This window comes from Leifsonia sp. McL0607, assembly GCF_049993355.1.
In the GTDB taxonomy this organism is placed as follows: Bacteria; Actinomycetota; Actinomycetes; order Actinomycetales; family Microbacteriaceae; genus Leifsonia.
Genome location: NZ_CP188253.1, coordinates 914,455 through 931,407 on the forward strand (window position 1 = coordinate 914,455; position 16,953 = coordinate 931,407).

At 66.0% G+C, this 16,953-nt stretch carries 11 protein-coding genes and 5 pseudogenes; 8 read left to right on the forward strand and 8 right to left on the reverse strand.

All coding sequences use genetic code 11. From position 1 onward, the window contains the following. Positions 1-26: 26 nt before the first annotated feature. Complete coding sequence (locus tag ACPPVW_RS04515) at positions 27-545, reverse strand: Hsp20/alpha crystallin family protein (protein WP_426625342.1); 519 nt, start codon at positions 543-545, stop codon at positions 27-29. Between the two features lie 155 nt (positions 546-700). Here ACPPVW_RS04515 and ACPPVW_RS04520 point away from each other — a divergent pair, with 155 nt between their 5' ends. Further along, positions 701-2,380 (forward strand): PucR family transcriptional regulator, encoded by a 1,680-nt coding sequence (locus ACPPVW_RS04520; protein ID WP_426625343.1) that lies wholly within the window; start codon positions 701-703, stop codon positions 2,378-2,380. A 950-nt stretch (positions 2,381-3,330) separates the two neighbouring features. Then, positions 3,331-3,501 carry a hypothetical protein gene (locus ACPPVW_RS04525; protein ID WP_426625344.1) on the forward strand — a complete coding sequence of 57 codons (171 nt, stop codon included), beginning with the start codon at positions 3,331-3,333 and terminating at the stop codon, positions 3,499-3,501. A 27-nt stretch (positions 3,502-3,528) separates the two neighbouring features. On the opposite strand, the gene ACPPVW_RS04530 is transcribed toward ACPPVW_RS04525, so the two are convergent. The 3 genes and pseudogenes from ACPPVW_RS04530 to ACPPVW_RS04540 all read right to left on the reverse strand — a co-directional run. After that, entirely contained in the window at positions 3,529-4,584 is a 1,056-nt protein-coding gene (locus tag ACPPVW_RS04530) for an acyltransferase family protein (protein WP_426625345.1), read from the reverse strand. A gap of 195 nt (positions 4,585-4,779) precedes the next feature. Continuing rightward, positions 4,780-5,296, reverse strand: a pseudogene (locus ACPPVW_RS04535) (transposase); the annotation flags it as partial. A gap of 43 nt (positions 5,297-5,339) precedes the next feature. After that, positions 5,340-6,458: pseudogene (locus ACPPVW_RS04540) on the reverse strand (IS256 family transposase); the annotation flags it as partial. 91 nt (positions 6,459-6,549) lie between these two features. On the opposite strand from ACPPVW_RS04540, the gene ACPPVW_RS04545 reads away from it, so the two are divergent. After that, positions 6,550-7,383 carry an IS5 family transposase gene (locus tag ACPPVW_RS04545; protein WP_426623971.1) on the forward strand — a complete coding sequence of 278 codons (834 nt, stop codon included), beginning with the start codon at positions 6,550-6,552 and terminating at the stop codon, positions 7,381-7,383. Between the two features lie 13 nt (positions 7,384-7,396). On the opposite strand, the pseudogene ACPPVW_RS04550 reads toward ACPPVW_RS04545, so the two are convergent. Both ACPPVW_RS04550 and ACPPVW_RS04555 read right to left on the reverse strand, forming a co-directional pair. Further along, positions 7,397-7,609, reverse strand: a pseudogene (locus ACPPVW_RS04550) (transposase); the annotation flags it as partial. A gap of 123 nt (positions 7,610-7,732) precedes the next feature. Further along, positions 7,733-8,445: pseudogene (locus ACPPVW_RS04555) on the reverse strand (IS256 family transposase); the annotation flags it as partial. Positions 8,446-8,771: 326 nt separating this feature from the next. Here ACPPVW_RS04555 and ACPPVW_RS04560 point away from each other — a divergent pair. The 4 genes from ACPPVW_RS04560 (at position 8,772) to ACPPVW_RS04575 (ending at position 13,315) form a co-directional block, all read left to right on the forward strand. Next, positions 8,772-10,043 carry an IS110 family transposase gene (locus tag ACPPVW_RS04560; RefSeq protein WP_426625346.1) on the forward strand — a complete coding sequence of 424 codons (1,272 nt, stop codon included), beginning with the start codon at positions 8,772-8,774 and terminating at the stop codon, positions 10,041-10,043. Positions 10,044-10,104: 61 nt separating this feature from the next. Continuing rightward, a complete protein-coding gene (locus ACPPVW_RS04565; protein ID WP_426625347.1) occupies positions 10,105-10,980 on the forward strand; it encodes a hypothetical protein in 876 nt (291 codons plus the stop codon). A gap of 380 nt (positions 10,981-11,360) precedes the next feature. Continuing rightward, complete coding sequence (locus ACPPVW_RS04570) at positions 11,361-12,194, forward strand: IS5 family transposase (RefSeq protein ID WP_426625348.1); 834 nt, start codon at positions 11,361-11,363, stop codon at positions 12,192-12,194. Continuing rightward, positions 12,191-13,315 (forward strand): IS1249 family transposase, encoded by a 1,125-nt coding sequence (locus tag ACPPVW_RS04575; RefSeq protein WP_426625349.1) that lies wholly within the window; start codon positions 12,191-12,193, stop codon positions 13,313-13,315. Before ACPPVW_RS04570 ends, ACPPVW_RS04575 begins: the two co-directional genes overlap by 4 nt. A gap of 51 nt (positions 13,316-13,366) precedes the next feature. Here the strand turns inward: ACPPVW_RS04575 and ACPPVW_RS04580 are convergent, their stop codons facing one another. Beyond that, the gene (locus tag ACPPVW_RS04580; protein ID WP_426623971.1) at positions 13,367-14,200 is read right to left on the reverse strand and encodes an IS5 family transposase; all 834 of its coding nucleotides are present in this window, start codon (positions 14,198-14,200) and stop codon (positions 13,367-13,369) included. A 207-nt stretch (positions 14,201-14,407) separates the two neighbouring features. On the opposite strand from ACPPVW_RS04580, the gene ACPPVW_RS04585 reads away from it, so the two are divergent. Beyond that, complete coding sequence (locus tag ACPPVW_RS04585; protein ID WP_426623341.1) at positions 14,408-15,835, forward strand: amidase; 1,428 nt, start codon at positions 14,408-14,410, stop codon at positions 15,833-15,835. Positions 15,836-15,997: 162 nt separating this feature from the next. On the opposite strand, the pseudogene ACPPVW_RS04590 reads toward ACPPVW_RS04585, so the two are convergent. Continuing rightward, positions 15,998-16,830: pseudogene (locus ACPPVW_RS04590) on the reverse strand (IS5 family transposase). Positions 16,831-16,953 lie beyond the last annotated feature (123 nt).

Here is a 16,953-nt window from a genome sequence, read left to right on the forward strand (position 1 = left end):
GCTCCCTTCTTCGTGCTGCCGTCGGGTCAACCGCCCGAGGGCTTTTCGCCGTTGCCTGCTACTTCGTCGTCGGGCGGCGCGACTGAGCCCGATCCCACCGCCACCGCCTGCCGCTCCCCGCCGCTGTCAGGCGAGGCGGAGATGTCCACCTGACGAGGTTTGCTCGATTCGTCGATCGGGACAACCAAGGTCAGCACACCGTTTCCGAAGTGCGCCATGAGCCTCGAACTGTCGAGACTGTCACCGAGGAAGAGCTGGCGGACGAACTCGCCGCGGGGGCGCTCGTCAATGAGGACGATGTCGTCCGGCGCGAACTTCGGGCGACGCTGCACGGTGATGGTGACGACATTGCGCTCGACTCGCACGTCGATGTCGCCGGTATCCGCTCCTGGCGCATCCGCTATCACGATGTACTGATCTCCTCGCCGATACGCCTCCAGCGGCACCGCGAAGGTACGCCGGTTGACGCCGAGCGCCTGCTCGACGACACGATCGACATCGCGAAAGCTGTCGAATCCCATCAGAGTCACGAGGCCCTCCTCCAACGATCGATCGCGCCGATCGATCACGCCGTACTCGCTGCCGAGTGTGCGCCTCCGGTCGAGCGTTCTCTTCGACCCGCCAGGGCGAAAGAAGACCCCAATGTTGCACTGTCGAGTCGAACCGAGAGCGTTAGCGTTAGCTCTCGGGGGTGCACACAATGGCCGCATCGAGCTATCCGGACCCTGTCGGGCAGCCCGACCCCGACGCCGAGACGCAGCCGGGGCTCTACGACATCTTCAGGTTGGGATCCCTGATGTTCCAGCATCCGTCCACTCGCGAAACGCTGCGCCTCGCAGAGACATCGGCCAAGGAGATCGCCGGGTGCGCCGTTCCCGCCGTGTATGTCACCTCGCACGGACGGCTCGTCCGGTATTCGGGCGAGGAGGACCATCGACTCGACCTGCTCGTGGAAGCACGAGCAGGAATCAGTGGTGTTCTCGCCCTCGCGAACCATGAGGCGTGGCGGTACGCGCTCTTCTTCCGAGGGACCGGGAAGGTGAAGGGAGCCTTCGTGCTCCAGGCGACGGCGGAGCCGTCGAGTGCGCAGATGTTCCTCCTCCTCGCGCTGGCGGAGCCGACCGGAGCCGCGCTGGCCGCGGCAGAGCTCATCGACCGCGAACGCCGCCAGGCCCGTGAACTCCGCCGGCTCGGCAAGGCGCAAGTGGCCTCCAATCGCACGATGGCCGCCACTATCGTGCGCCTCAGCGCACAACAGCGGATCCGTGATTCGATCGTCGGAGCCGCTGGGTCCGGAAAGGGCGAGGCGCAGATCGTCGAAACGGTGAGCACCATCACCCAGCGGTCGATCGTGCTGCAAGACTCCTTCGGCAATGAGCTCGTGCTCGTCAGCGTCCCTGACTCCTCGGCGCCTTCCGGGATTATCATGTCCGCAGGAAACCTCTCAGGGGCCGGGCACTCGAGCACCGGCTGGCGGTCGACGCCGATCCGCTCCCGAGGGGAGACACTCGGCGTCATCGGCATCTACGATCCGGAAGACAGCCGGAGCGACGACGACCGATTCGCAGTCGACTACGCCAGCGCGACGATCGCCGTCGAACTCACCCACCGCCGAAACGTCGCGGAAGTCGAACTCCGGCTCGGTCGCGACCTGGCGGATGACCTCGTCGCGGGCACCGAGGACGTTGACGCTCTCGCGCGTGCCGAAGCGCTCCATTTCGACCTCGGCGGCTTCCAACGCGTGGTGCTCGTCGCCTGGGAGTCCCCGACACCGAACGGCGTCGAAGTCAGTGCGGCTGTTCGCTACGAGCTCGCGGCCATGCACGTGCCTGCCCTGATCTCACGGCGACCGGAGGCGACGCTTGCGGTGGTCGCCGACGGCCACGACCTCTCGAGCCTCTACGAGAGAGTGTCCGCCGCCCTGACCAGCGTGCGAGGCACGATCGGCATCGGCGGACGTTGCGTGGCGCACGACCTCCCCCGCTCGTTCGCCGAGGCGAACCGGGCCGTGCGCATCCGGACCGAATCCCGGCAGCCACTCGGACTCTCCAATCACGACGACCTCGGCGTGCTCCGAATTCTCGACACCTCGGATGACGGGGTCAGGCTCGAGCGGTACGTCGACGAGTGGCTCGGCGCCCTCATCGAGCACGACCGGCAACACCGCTCCGGACTCGTCCGCACCCTCGCCGTGTACCTCGATTCCGGCGGAAACTACGACCGCGCCTCGGCCGCCCTCATCATCCACCGGAGCACGCTGCGCTATCGCCTCAGCCGGATCCGCCAAGTGAGCGGCCGTGACATCAGCGACCCCGAATCCCGGCTGAACCTGCACATCGCCATCCGGGCACGGGCAGCACTGCGCGACAACCTCCGCTGATCTCCGACCCGAGGTTCAGCGGGAGTCGCCTCCAAAACCGAAAGCGCGCGGAGCCTCCCCCGGCCAGGCCGCGAATTACTCATCGGCCCCGACACGCACCTGAGGCGCATCGACGCCAAGGACGTCGTCGAACACGCGGAATGCGCTGGATGTCCCTCCTCCGGCCAGAGCCGGTCCGGCCCGTCCTCCTGGAACTGCCGCTTCACGAGGTCCTCGTGCGTGGCCGTGTCGGGCTTGCACCCGCGCCGCTTCCGTCGATGCGAGACCCCCGTGAGGCCGGCGAGGCACATCAGTCTCGCGACGCGCTTCTTCCCAACGTCCCGGCCCGACGTCGTGCTTGCTGTCCCTTAGCACCATCGCGTCCGAGCGGAACTGGCGAAGCGACTGGCTGAACCACGCCGCCGCGCAGTTCGTGCCCTCCAGCCGTGGTCGCCCAGTGAGCTGGCTGACCATCTACGACTCCGACGGCGTGACTGTCCAGGTCGCAGACGCGGAGACCCTACTCGCGATGAAGGTCTACGCCGCTCAAGAGCGCGGCCGCCGCGAACTCGACGATCCTGAAGTGTTCATCCCTGCGGTCGGACTCACCGCAGTCGACGAGATCGAAGACCTGCACGAGTCGTCGTATCCGGTGATGAGGGGACCGAGAGGATGGCAAAGATCATCCAGGGTGGCGTCCCGTTGTGTGGTGGAGTTTCTCGACACCGTACGGGTGAAGCGCCCCAGGTTTGGTGCCGCTCCTACGCGCGCTGTGGTCCGCTCGCCGACGGTCTACTCGCCCTCATGGCGACCGGGCGCAAGTGCACGACGTCGACCCCTGCTCACGGAGTATCAAGCGGAGGGGGAGGAGCTGCCGTGGATCGGCGACCAGTGGGTCGTCACCGACTCCGCCGGGCAGCCGCGGCTGATCGTTCGCGTGATCGAGCTCCGGATCGGGCGGTTCCTGTCGGGTGGATGCGGCGTTCGCGTTCGACGAGGGCGAGGACGACCGTACCCGGGCCTTGTGGATCCGCGAGCACCCCGTGTACTGGCAACGGCAGTGCGCTCGTCTCGGAATCGCCTGGTCGGACCACGCCGAGATCCTAGTCGAGCGCTTCGAGGTCGTGCACCAGCACAGGTGATCCCGGGCTCGTCGCAGGTGCCCGCGGTCAGCCCAAGCGCTCTGGACCCGCGGTCGCCGTGGCCCTGCGAGTACCGCGACGTCGGGCGAGGGGGAACTGGGCGACCTGGTGGACGAGCCATTCCGCCGGGCCTCGCCGCCACCGTCGGCGGATCAGCCAGGCGCCGGCGAGCGAGCCGACGCTGAGCGCGAGCAGGACCGACCATTTGTCGTCGGAAAGCCCAGTGAGCGACGCCCATGCGCCGAGAACGACGATGTGAGCGACATAGAAGGTCAGGGTCAGGGTGCCGAGGGCGTAGACGGGGGCGAGCACGCGGCGCAGCGGGGTCGCGGAGAGCGCGCAGCTGGCGGCGAGCACCATGCCGGCCAGGCCGATCGCGTTCACCAGCTCGGGCGCGGTGCCGGCGTACGCGTCCGTGCTGATCCCGGTCAGCTGCCCGACGCCGAGCGCGCCGGCCGTGAGCGCGCCGCCGACCAGGAACAGGGTCATCAGGCGCCCCCAACTCTGAAGCGCGATCCGTCCGACGGCGAGGCCGGCCAGCGCGAACGCGAGCAGGCCGCTCACCCGATAGCCGAAGTCCGAGAACACGAAGCCGACCAGGCTGGCCACAGTGTTCTCCGCCCAGCCAGACCCACCGCCCTGGACCGCCTGCACCCGCAAGGTCATCTGCAGGGCCTGCGCCCACGGCATCGCGATCGCGCTCACCACGACGGCTCCAACCGACATGACTAGCAGCCACCGCGCCCGCAGATAGAGCACCGGAATCAGGACCAGCCCGACCGCTCCGAGGTAATGCAGGATCGGGATGACACTGTGCTGGCCGAGGTCGGCGAGCACCCCGAACCCGATCAAGACAAGGGCGCGGAGCTCGAAGAAGAGCCGGAACTGCCCTCGGCTCTGCCCAGCCTGCTCGGCGGATCGCGCTGCCAGCCCGGCCGAGACGCCGAACAGAAGCGTGAACAGCGGCGCCGCGACGTTGTCCGCACCCATCAGCAGACGTTCGGGGATCGGCGAGGACGGCCCGATCGGGGCCGTGTGCGCAACGAACACCGCGAGGAGGGCCAGGCCGCGAGCGAGATCCACGCCGAGAATGCGCATCCTTCAAGGGCAGGAAAGGGGTTGCAGCAGCACATCGGTCGTGCGGGTGAAGCGTAGGTGAAATCGACGAACCCTCAATGTTGCCAACGAGTATCAAGGATGCCCCCGCTCGTCGCGATCTGGTGGCGTCCCGTTGTGTGGTGGAGTTTCTCGACACCGTGCGGGATCAGTTGTTGGTGATTATGCCGCAGTGAGTTCGGGGATTGCCACCTCTTCGGGTTCGGCGTTCAGGAGTTTCATGGAGTGCTCGCTGAAGTAGCGGCGATCGGCGCCGTCCCATTCGTCGTGTTGCTCGATCAGGACGTGCCCTGCCAGGCGCAGCAGCGCGGCGGGATTTGGGAAGGTGCCGACGACGTCGGTGCGGCGTTTGATCTCTTTGTTGACCCGCTCTAACGGGTTCGTGGACCAGATCTGCCGCCAGTGCGCGACCGGGAACCCGGTGAAGGCGAGCAGGTCATCGCGGGCATCCTCGATGCATGTCCGCGATCTTGGGGTGCGAGCGGGCCAGCATCCGAGTGACCTCCTGGAACTGGGTGCTCACGTGCTCGGGGTCGGGTTGGGCGAAGATCGTGCGAATGATCGAGGCGACCATGGGGGCTGCGGTCTTCGGAACGTTCGTGAGAACGTTGCGCATGAAGTGGACGCGGCAGCGTTGCCAGGCCGCGCCGGCGAACACGGTGGCGATGGCGGCGATCAGCCGAGCTTGTCAAGTTGTGTGTGTAAGTGGGCGGTGCCTCGGGTTAGAGGTAGTGGTTGATGCGCTCGGGATAGACGAGTGAGAGTTGCTCGAGAGCTTTCATCCAGTTCGTGACGGTCTGTCCTTCGACCAGGCGTGCCTCGGCTTTGCGTTTCGCGCCGCGGGCGAGACCGCGCTCGCTCGCCCGGTCGCGTGCCCGTTTGTCCTCGATGTTGCAGATCGCGAGCCAGAGCAGCTTGACCGCTGCTTGGTCGTTCGGGAAGTGCCCGCGGTTCTTGATGATCTTCCGTAGCTGGAAGTTTAACGACTCGATCGCGTTGGTCGTGTAGATCACCCGCCGCAGCTCCGGAGGGAACGCGAGGAACGGCGTGAACCGCTCCCACGCGGCCTCGAACACCTGCGCTGATCTGGGGTTCGCCTGCCCCAGCGGCGACGCGCTGAACGCGTCCAGCGCCGCCTGCGCAGCGTCGGCGGTCGGCGCCTGGTAGATCGGCTTGAGCGCCGCGGCGACGGCCTTCCGCTGCCCGTAGGCGACGAACCGCATCGCGTTGCGGATCAGGTGCACCACGCAGGTCTGGACCATCGATTCTGGCCAGGTCGCCTCGATCGCTTCGGGGAACCCGGTGAGTCCGTCGACGCAGACGATGAGCACGTCGACGCAGACGATGAGCACGTCGCGGACGCCGCGATTGGCAAGCTCGGCGCAGACGGACGCCCAGAACTTCGCGCCCTCCGTCTGCTGGACCCAGATGCCCAGAACGTGCTTGATACCGTCCACACCGACGCCGACGGCGATATGCGCGGCCTTGTTCCTGACGTGCCCGCCATCGCGGACTTTGATCACGAGTGCGTCCAGGTAGATCACTGGGTAGAACGCCTCCAGCGGCCGCGACTGCCACGCCAGGACCTCGTCGGCGATCTCCTCGGTGATGTTCGAGATCGTCTCGTGGCTGAGGTCAACACCGAGCGTGGAGACGAGATGATGCTCGATATCGCGGACGGTCATCCCGCCGGCGTAGAGCGAGACGATCATCTCATCCAACTGCGAGAGCCGCCGGCTTCCGGTCGGGACCAGCCGAGGCGTGAACGTCCCGTTCCGGTCCCGCGGGATACGCAACTCGACCTCTCCAGCGGTGGTTCCGACCGTCTTAGAGGTCGCGCCGATAGGTAGGGGTGTGGCGTTGGCGTAGGGCAGGCACGAGCCCTGTTAAACACGGTTTCGACCAAGATTCCGTCGTTGCCCAGGAGTGCTCGTGCCTGCTGTTCCATCTTCCATCATCGAGCCCATTTGGGCGCAGTTCGAAGCGTTGATCCCACCCGTCGTGGACGAGCACCCGTGGGGTGGCCACCGGCCGAGGATCCCGGACCGGATCGTGTTCGACAAGCTGATCCAGGTACTCGTCCTCGGTGCCGCGTACGAGAAAATCGCCGACCACACCTGCTCGGCCACCACGATCCGCCGCCGCCGCGACGAATGGATCACCGCGGGACTCTTCACCGAACTGGAACGGCTCTGCCTAAACGGGTACGAGAAGATGATCGGCCTGGATCTGGCGAACCTGTCCGTGGACGGGTGCATCGTGAAAGCACCCTGCGGAGGTGAGGCCGCGGGCAGATCCCCGGTAGACCGGGGAAAGCAGGGCACGAAACGCTCGGTCCTGGTCGATGGCGGCGGGATCCCGCTCGGCGTCGTCGCAGCGCCAGCGAACCGGCACGACTCGCCCCTGCTCGCCCCGACCCTGGAGAAGCTGGCCCGGTTCGGGTTCGACCTGCCCGAGCAGATCACCGTGCACCTGGACGCCGGCTACGACTCGGGCAAGACCCGCAACCTGCTAAGCAGCCTCGGCTGCGACTGGGTCATCAGCAAGAAGGGCACCCCGCTCCAGGCCGGCGCCCGCTGGGTCGTGGAACGCACGAACTCCTGGCACAACCGCGGCTTCAAGAAGCTCCACATCTGCACCGAACGCCGCGTCCGCGTGATCGACGCGTTCATCGCCCTCGCCAACGCCATCATCATCGTCCGCCGACTACTTCGCGAAGGATGGAAACGCCACCGCTGGCACGGCAGGAGCGCCCGACAACCCTGACCTATCGGCGGAAGCTCTTAGAGAACACCCCGTTCCGCGAGTTCGCGTGCAACGCAGCCTCAGGATCACCCTTCTCATACCCGACATGCTCCGTCAGCTCAGCCTGCAATCCGCGCTCCAAACCCGTCTTGATCAGCTGCTGAATGAACCCGCCATCCCCATCAAGCTGGACCTCGCCCGCGTCGATCTTCGCGAACAGATCATCCAACATCCCAGACGCGATCAGACGCTGCGCGCCCTCCGCCTGAACCTTGCGCCGCTCTTCACGCGACGCCCTATCGATAGCCAACAGTGTGTTTCCTTTCGCAAGGAGACCCACCCCTTACACACACCATTTGACACGCTCGATCAGCCCGGTGTGGGCGTCGGAGATCACCAGCTTCACCCCACCCAGCCCGCGCGCTTTCAACGAGCGCAGGAACGCGGTCCAGAACGGTTGCGACTCGGTCTCCCCGACCTCGAAGCCGAGGACCTCCCGGCGGCCGTCGGCGGCGACTCCGACCGCGACAACAACGGCTTGGGAGACCACCCGCCGGCCGACGCGGGCTTTGCAGTAGGTGGCATCCAGGAACACATACGGGTAGCTGGTGTCCGCCAGCGGCCGGTCCCGGAACGCGGCAACGTCCTCGTCCAGGTTCTGACAGATCCGGGACACCTCGGACTTGGAGATCCCGGTGCCAGCGCCGAGCGCTTTGACCAGATCATCGACCTTCCGGGTGGAGACGCCGTGAACATAAGAGCCTCCATCACCACCGCGAACAGGGCTTGATCCACCCGGCGGCGCCGCTCCAACAACGACGGGAAGAAGCTGCCCTGGCGCAGCTTCGGGATCTTCAACTCCAGCTCCCCCGCGGTCGTGGTCAACGCCCGCGGCCGGGTCCCGTTGCGTTGCGCCACCCGGTCCGGGCTGCGTTCGAACGGGGCGGCGCCGATGAACGCGGCCGCTTCCGCGTCGATCAGTTCCTGATACAGGGTTTCGGTCGCGACCCTAATCCGGTCGCTGACATCGGTGAGTTTGAGTTCCCCGAGCAGCTCGAGGAGGGCAGACTGGTCAAGAGCCATCGTGCGTTGTGTCCTTCCGTGAGATTCCTAGACAGTTCTCACTGACCAGCGCACGATGGCTCCCCACGTCCACGACATGACACTCAAGCCCAAGAACTACACAGAGATGATGGATTCGGCTCCGGGCGCCGGCGTGACCCGAAACTACACGGACGCCGTTCGCGGCTGTCTTTTTGTGGATCTGTCCGTCGACGCCCGGGGTCGCTGCGGGCTGGGCGGGAACATGACTTGATAGGAGCCTGACCGGGAAGTCGTCTCACCTTTGTGCTGTCTGCACCCGCCCGACCCGCGGTGACGTTCATCACCGTTGGAAGGGAATCCCGTCTATGACGAGCATGACAGTCGCGCCACCTCTCGCAAACCCGCCATCACCGGTGGGCGGGCTGGTCGCTGGTGTCGATACGCACAAGGACACGCACCACGTCGCGATCCTCGATCACGTCGGCAGACCCGTCGCGGATGGTGAGTTCCGTGCCGACGGCCGCGGCTACGCGCAGATCATCACGTTCCTGCGGGAGCAGGGCGATGTCGTTCGGGTGGGGGTGGAGGGCACCGGCTCCTACGGGGCCGGGCTCTCCCGTGCGCTGAACGCCGCGGGGCTGACGGTCGTCGAGGTCGCTCGTCAGGACCGGCAAGCTCGAAGACGGCGAGGCAAGTCGGACCCGCTGGACGCGCACCATGCTGCAGTCACGGTCCTGGCCGCCACTGATACCGCGATCCCGAAGTCTGGTGATGGTGCTGTCGAGTCGATGCGGATCCTCCTCGGTGAGCGGCGCTCGGCGGCGAAGGCGAGGGCACAGGTGATGAACCAGATCCACGCGCTGCTAGTCACCTCGCCCGAGCTGGTGCGGCAGGCGTTCCGCACCCACACCGGACAACGACTCGTGACCACGCTCGCGAAGACCCGCCCTGGAACGGGCGGGTCGCTCGACCCGAAGACGGTCGCACGGCAGACATTGAAGCGGCTCGCGATCCGTCACCTCACCCTGCAGGCAGAGATCGACGTCATCGAGCAGCACCTGGAGGCGCTGGTCCGCCAGGTGAACCCCACGTTGCTGTCGTTGAGCGGCGTCGGAAGGGTCACCGCCGCGACGCTTCTCGTCGCCGCTGGCGACAACCCCGAACGGTTAGGGACCCGGGCCAGCTTCGCCGCCCTCGCCGGAGTTGCTCCCATCCCCGCCTCCTCCGGGCAACGCACCCGGCACCGACTCTCTCGCGGCGGGAACCGGCACGCGAACGCTGCACTGCACCGCATCGTGCTGCTACGCATGCGTCATCGGGACCCGCGCACCATGGCCTACTTCAAGCGGCGCCGTGCAGAGCAGCTCACCGACCGCGACATCATGCGCTGCCTGAAACGACACATCGCGAACGAGGTCTACGCCGCCCTGCTCAACCCCGCCACCGACAACCCGGTCGGACGTGACCTCCGAACTCGACGACAAGCGATCGGCATTCCGATCAGCGTCCTCGCAGCCACCCTCGGCGTCCCCTACCAGCGGCTGCGCCGACTCGAAATCGGCACTCGAGCCGACCCCGAACTCGAACAACGCGCCAACCTCGCACTCACTCAGCTCAAACCCCCGAAAGCGGCTTGACAACAATAGGAGCATCCACCCCCAGGGACGCCACCCCTCGCCTCGCCATAGTGTTAGCTCCATGTCGGTCGACGCATTCGATTTCAACAAGCCGCCAGACGAGGAGAGGGAGCGGCTCGGAATCGCGCTATGGGCGCAGATGTTCCCGACAATCGATGAGTTGCGGGCGAAGCTCGACGGGCCCTACATGCTTGTTCAACCCGGCTCAACCTTGGACGTTGACGACCAGTTTCTAGGTCGATGGCGCGCGGGCGGGCTCCAGGGCGGCGCGATGGCGGCGTCAATGGACGCGCTACTAACTGCTCGAATGATCCTGGAGGCAGGCACACTGCCGATTACGGCCCTCTACCCAGTTTTCCGAGCCGCGATCGAGAATGCGTCGCTTGGCATCTATCTTCTTTCGCCTGATGCACGCGACGAGCGACTTGTCCGGGCCTACGGAATCGCAGCGGACGAGGCTCATAAGCAATTCGAGTTCCAGAAGTCCCTTGGCCAGGACTGGACTGAATCACGCGACCAACTCCTCGCTGAGATCCGCGACCTCGTTCGTGCTCGAGGGACGCTCGGGGATGCGGAGGCTTTCCGCCCAACCGGCTCCTCGCACACGCGGATCGTCACATCAGCAGACCGTGTCATCAGCAGCGATCCTGCGCTTCCGCACAACGATCGGATGCCCCTGGTGGCGGTTTGGCAATTGCTCTCCGGAATGTCTCACGCCAAACAATGGGCGCTCGTGACCGCACTTCACCGTACCGAGGCAATTGTGAACGAGGCGGATCAGACGGCCCAAGTGAGAATGACCTCGGGGACTGAGCTAGTCGCTCTCGTGCTGTTAAGGGCCGTCGAGGCACTCGAAGTTGCGCTCAGGCTCCACGGAAAACGATCTAAGACGTGGACAGCACTGCCGGAAGACACGGCCGACTGGACCGGACAATGAAGGACGCTTATGACGAAATCTAGAGACCGATCTGAGGTTGATCGGGCGGAAGGACCGATCCTCCCTCTCGCTGAAGCTCCTGGAGCTTGCCCAGGTTTGAGACGTCTGGTGCGTCCTCGATTCCCCATCCTTCGGTGAGGATGGGCTTCCCCTTTTCGACGCGGGTCGGGCTATAGAAACTAAACGGCACATCGTCAATCGGTTTGATGTGCACCATGCGATCCTTACCTCAACCAGCTAGAAGTGCTTCGAGATGAACTTTCTGCTGGCACTTAGAGTTCGCGCCGATAGGCGCTGGTCGCGGCGCGTTAGCGTCATGACGGGCACGAGGTCTGTTAACCACGATTTTGTGAAGAATCAGTCGGTTTCCAGGACACCCCGTGCCCGCCGTTCCATCATCCGTCATTGACCCGATCTGGCACCAGTTCGAATCGCTCATCCCGCCCGTGATCGATCAGCATCCGCTCGGCTGTCACCGACCACGGGTGCCGGATCGAATCGTGTTCGACAAACTGGTGCAGGTCCTCGTCCTCGGGGCCGCGTATGTCAAGATCGCCGACAGCACCTGCTCAGCAACCACGATCCGCCGCCGTCGTGACGAATGGATCGCCGCCGGGATCTTCACCCGGCTGGAGCAGATCTGCCTCGACGGGTATGACAAGATGATCGGCCTCGAACTAGAGAACCTCTGCGTCGATGGGTGCATCGTGAAAGCACCCTGCGGTGGTGCAGCGGCCGGCCGTTCCCCGGTCGATCGCGGGAAACAGGGCACGAAACGTTCCCTCCTGGTCGACGGGCGAGGGATCCCGCTCGGCTGCGTGATCGCGGGGGCGAACTGCCACGATTCGCCCTTGCTGGCGCCAACGCTGGAAAAGTTCGGCCGGTTCGGGTTCGACCTACCCGAACGGATCACCGTGCACCTGGACGCCGGCTACGACTCCCGCACGACCCGGAACCTGCTCGAGGGCCTCGGCTGCGACTACATCATCAGCAAGAAGGGAGCACCTCTCCAAGCCGGAGCCCGCTGGGTCGTGGAACGCACGAACTCGTGGCACAACCGAGGATTCCGCAAACTCCACATCTGCACCGAAGTGCGCACCCGCGTCATCGACGCGTTCATCGCCCTCGCGAACGCCATCATCATCACCCGACGCCTTCTCGCCGAAGCCTGGACCCGCTACCGCTGGGAAGGGCGACCCACCCGACAACCATGACCTACCGGCGCGAACTCTTAGTCGTGGATGTTCTCTCGAATCAGGCGACTTGCGTGCTATGCGGATCTCGGCTGATCAAGAACGGCCGGCACCCGTCCGGGACGCAACGCTGGCGATGCCAGAGCTGCGGTGCCTCGACGGTGCGTCGCCGCCGGGATGTGAGCGAGCGGGAACAGTTACGCCGGTTCTTGTCCTGGCTGACAGGGAAGGCGTCCCAAGCCGAGTTCACGGGCAGCAGCGGGCGCACCTTCCGCCGCCAGAGCGCCTGGTGCTGGCAGCTTCAGCCGCGGATGCCGGTCACCGGAGAGGTCCACGACGCGGTCCTCGTCGACGGGGTCTGGGTCGGATCCTGGTGCCTGCTGATCGCGCAGTCCAGCGCCGGCACCGTGATCGCCTGGCAATGGGCCGCCCGGGAGACCACCGCAGCTTGGGAGGCGTTGTTCAGCCAGATCCCGCCTCCCCGGGTGGTCGTCACCGACGGCGGCTCCGGGATCCGCTCCGCGTTGGCCCGGATCTGGCCGGATACCGCGATCCAACGCTGCATCTTCCATCTGCAACTGAACGTCACCCGGGAGCTGACCCGCAGCCCCCGACTCAAAGCCGGTCGGGCGCTGCGGCAGCTCGCTCTGAACCTCACCGACATCCACGACATCGATGCCGCAATCAACTGGCGGTTGGACCTGGAGGCCTGGTGGCAGAGTTACGGGCACCTGACCCGGGAACGCAGCCTCTACGACAACGGCCGATTCGGGTTCACGCACCTCAAACTCCGCCGCGCCTGGGGAATCCTGCACCGAGCCGCGCAAGCCGGGCACATCTTCACCAACCTCAAACACGGCAACCCCCGCGTCACCTCACGACTGGAAGGCCTGAACTCGCAAATCCGGCACCTGCTCCGGCACCACCGCGGCATGCCCATCGAGCACCGCCGCCGAGCCGTCGAATGGTTCCTGCTCCTCCACGAGGTCCCCCTCGACCAAGCACACCACCACGCCAGCACCCCACAACCAGCCCCAACCACCAGCCCTGACCCGGAACCGGACGGGCCAGCCCTCTACGACACCGGCCTCAACCCTGAAGAAGGCCTCTGGACCCGATCAGGCTGGGCCGGCCGACACTGACACACCCAACCCATCCACTCTTTTTGGCCTATAAGAGCTTCCGCCGATAGGTCAGGGTTGTCGGGCGCTCCTGCCGTGCCAGCGGTGGCGTTTCCATCCTTCGCGAAGTAGTCGGCGGACGATGATGATGGCGTTGGCGAGGGCGATGAACGCGTCGATCACGCGGACGCGGCGTTCGGTGCAGATGTGGAGCTTCTTGAAGCCGCGGTTGTGCCAGGAGTTCGTGCGTTCCACGACCCAGCGGGCGCCGGCCTGGAGCGGGGTGCCCTTCTTGCTGATGACCCAGTCGCAGCCGAGGCTGCTTAGCAGGTTGCGGGTCTTGCCCGAGTCGTAGCCGGCGTCCAGGTGCACGGTGATCTGCTCGGGCAGGTCGAACCCGAACCGGGCCAGCTTCTCCAGGGTCGGGGCGAGCAGGGGCGAGTCGTGCCGGTTCGCTGGCGCTGCGACGACGCCGAGCGGGATCCCGCCGCCATCGACCAGGACCGAGCGTTTCGTGCCCTGCTTTCCCCGGTCTACCGGGGATCTGCCCGCGGCCTCACCTCCGCAGGGTGCTTTCACGATGCACCCGTCCACGGACAGGTTCGCCAGATCCAGGCCGATCATCTTCTCGTACCCGTTTAGGCAGAGCCGTTCCAGTTCGGTGAAGAGTCCCGCGGTGATCCATTCGTCGCGGCGGCGGCGGATCGTGGTGGCCGAGCAGGTGTGGTCGGCGATTTTCTCGTACGCGGCACCGAGGACGAGTACCTGGATCAGCTTGTCGAACACGATCCGGTCCGGGATCCTCGGCCGGTGGCCACCCCACGGGTGCTCGTCCACGACGGGTGGGATCAACGCTTCGAACTGCGCCCAAATGGGCTCGATGATGGAAGATGGAACAGCAGGCACGAGCACTCCTGGGCAACGACGGAATCTTGGTCGAAACCGTGTTTAACAGGGCTCGTGCCTGCCCTACGCCAACGCCACACCCCTACCTATCGGCGCGACCTCTAAGCCGCCGCTACGGCCGGCGTCAGAGGCGACATTCGCCGTGAATGTCGCGACCGCCGGCGTCAGAGGCGACATTCGCCGTGAATGTCGGCCTAGCGTTGGGGCATGGTGGAACTGCATGAGATGAGCGCGCTCGCGTTGTGGCAGGAACTGCAGGCGGGACGTGTCTCGCCCCGGGAAGTGGCCTCCCACTACCTCGACCGCATCGAGCGGCTCAACCCGCAGCTCGGCGCGTTCGTCACCGTGACCGGCGAGCAGGCGCTCACCCGCGCCGACGAAGTCGCCGCCTGGGTGCCCAGGTCGGCGCCGCTCTGGGGGCTCCCCTCCGGCGACAAGGACCTCTGGCTGCGCGCGGGCGTTCCCGCCGGCTTCGGGTCGCGAGTGATGGCCGGTTTCGTGCCCGATGCCTCCGACGAGATCGTCGAGACCCTGGACGCGGCGGGAGCGGTGAGCCTGGGCAAGACGAACGCGCCGGAGTTCGGCCTCCCCGCCTATACCGAGTCGCTCGTGGCGCCCCCTGCCCGCAACCCCTGGGACCCGGAGCTCGGGTCCGGAGGTTCCAGCGGTGGCGCCGCGGTCGCGGTCGCGAGCGGGATGCTGCCGTTCGCGCCGGGCTCCGACGGCGGCGGCTCCGTGCGGATCCCGGCTGCCGCGTGCGGCCTCGTCGGGCTCAAGCCGTCACGAGGACTGGTGCCGGCCGGAAGCGGTATCGACTCGCTCGCCGGCCTCGTCGTCGCCGGCCCGCTCGCGCGCACGACCGCAGACGCCGCCCTGCTCCTGGACGGAATGATCGCGCGGGTGGGCGGACGTATCGACCACCACTACACGTTGCGCGCGCCCTACGACGACGACGGGCCGTTCCTCGGCACCGCCGTGCGCGGGGAGGGGCGTTTCCAGCTCGGCGTCATGACGACGTCCGCCTGGGACGACGCGTACGACATCGTGATCGCGCCGGAGGCGCGGGCCGCTCTGGACGCGGCGGTGGACGCCTTCGCCTGGATGGGCCACGGTGTCGAGGAGACCGCGCTCGAGCCCGATCCGACCTATGCGCCCGCCTTCCGGACGATCTGGCAGGCGGGTGCGGCGCGCATCCCCGCCGAGGGCGAGACACTCGACCTCCTGGAGCCGCTGACGGCCTGGCTCGTGCAGCGCGGTAGGTCTCTGGGCGCGCGCGAGTTGAGCGAGGCGCTCAGCGCCCTGACCGCCTACGAGCGCTCGTTCATCCGGCAGCTCGCGTCGTTCGACGCCGTCCTGACGCCGGCTCTCGCCCTCACACCGCGTCCGATCGGCTGGTACGACCGGGAGGATGGCGAGCGCAACTTCGAGCAGCAGGTGCTCTACACGCCGTTCACGTCGATGCTGAACGTGACCGGACTCCCGGGCATCGTGCTTCCCGTGCTGCAGGCCGAGGGGCGCCTGCCGATGGGCGTGCAGCTGATCGGGAGGCCCGGCGGCGAACGGACGCTGCTCTCGCTGGCCGCCCAACTGGAGCGCCGCCTCCACTGGGAGGCGCGTCGCCCGCCGGTCTGGTGACGTCACCTCGGAGTCTGTCGGGTATCGCCTCAGACGGCGAAAGGAAGGGAGGCCGTGTGCACCGCAGGTGCCGCAGTGGTGTTTCGTTCCGACCGGAAATCGACACAGGTGAAGTCTGGGCATGTGAAATCTAACGTTCGAATAAGAGGTCGCGCCGGTAGGTCATGGTTGTCGGTTGGGTCTGGTGTTCCAGCGGTAGCGGGTCCAGGCTTCGCGGATGAGGCTGCGGGTGGTGATGATCGCGGCGGCGAGGGCGATGAACGCGTCGATCACGCGGGTGCGGACCTCGGTGCAGATCTGGAGTTTCCGGAATCCGCGGTTGTGCCAGGAGTTCGTTCTCTCCACGACCCACCGAGCGCCGGCTTGTAGCGGTTCGCCCTTCTTGCTGATGACGTAGTCGCACCCGAGGACGTCGAGTAGGTCGCGGGTTTTGGTGTTGTCGTAGCCTGCGTCCAGGTGCACCGTGATTCGCTCGGGAAGGTTGAAGCCGAACCGGCTCAGTTTCTCCAGGGTCGGACCAAGCAGCGGGGAGTCTGGACGGTTCGCGCCGGCGACAACGCATCCGAGTGGGATCCCTCGCCCATCGACCAGGAGGGAGCGTTTCGTGCCCTGTTTCCCACGGTCTACCGGGGAACGGCCGGCAGCTTCGCCACCGCAGGGGCTTTCACGATGCACCCGTCCACGGACAAGTCACCCAGTTGCAGTCCGATCATCTTGTCGTAAGAGTCCAGACAGATCTGCTCCAGCATGGTGAAGATCCCCGCGACGATCCATTCATCCCGCCGTCGACGGATCGTGGTCGCCGAGCAGGCGCTGTCGGCGATCTTTGCGTACGCGGCGCCGAGCACGAGCACCTGCACCAGCTTGTCGAACACGACCCGGTCCGGAACACGTGGCCGGTGACACCCAAGCGGATGCTCATCCACCACAGGCGGGATGAGCGCTTCGAACTGGTGCCAGATCGGGTCAATGATCGAAGATGGAACAGCGGGCACGAGGCGTCCTGGAAACCAACGAGTTATTCACACAACCGTGGTTAACAGGCCTCGTGCCCACCTCAACGCAACGCCACACCATCACCTACCGGCGCGACCTCTTATCGTTCTCGCATTCGGCGG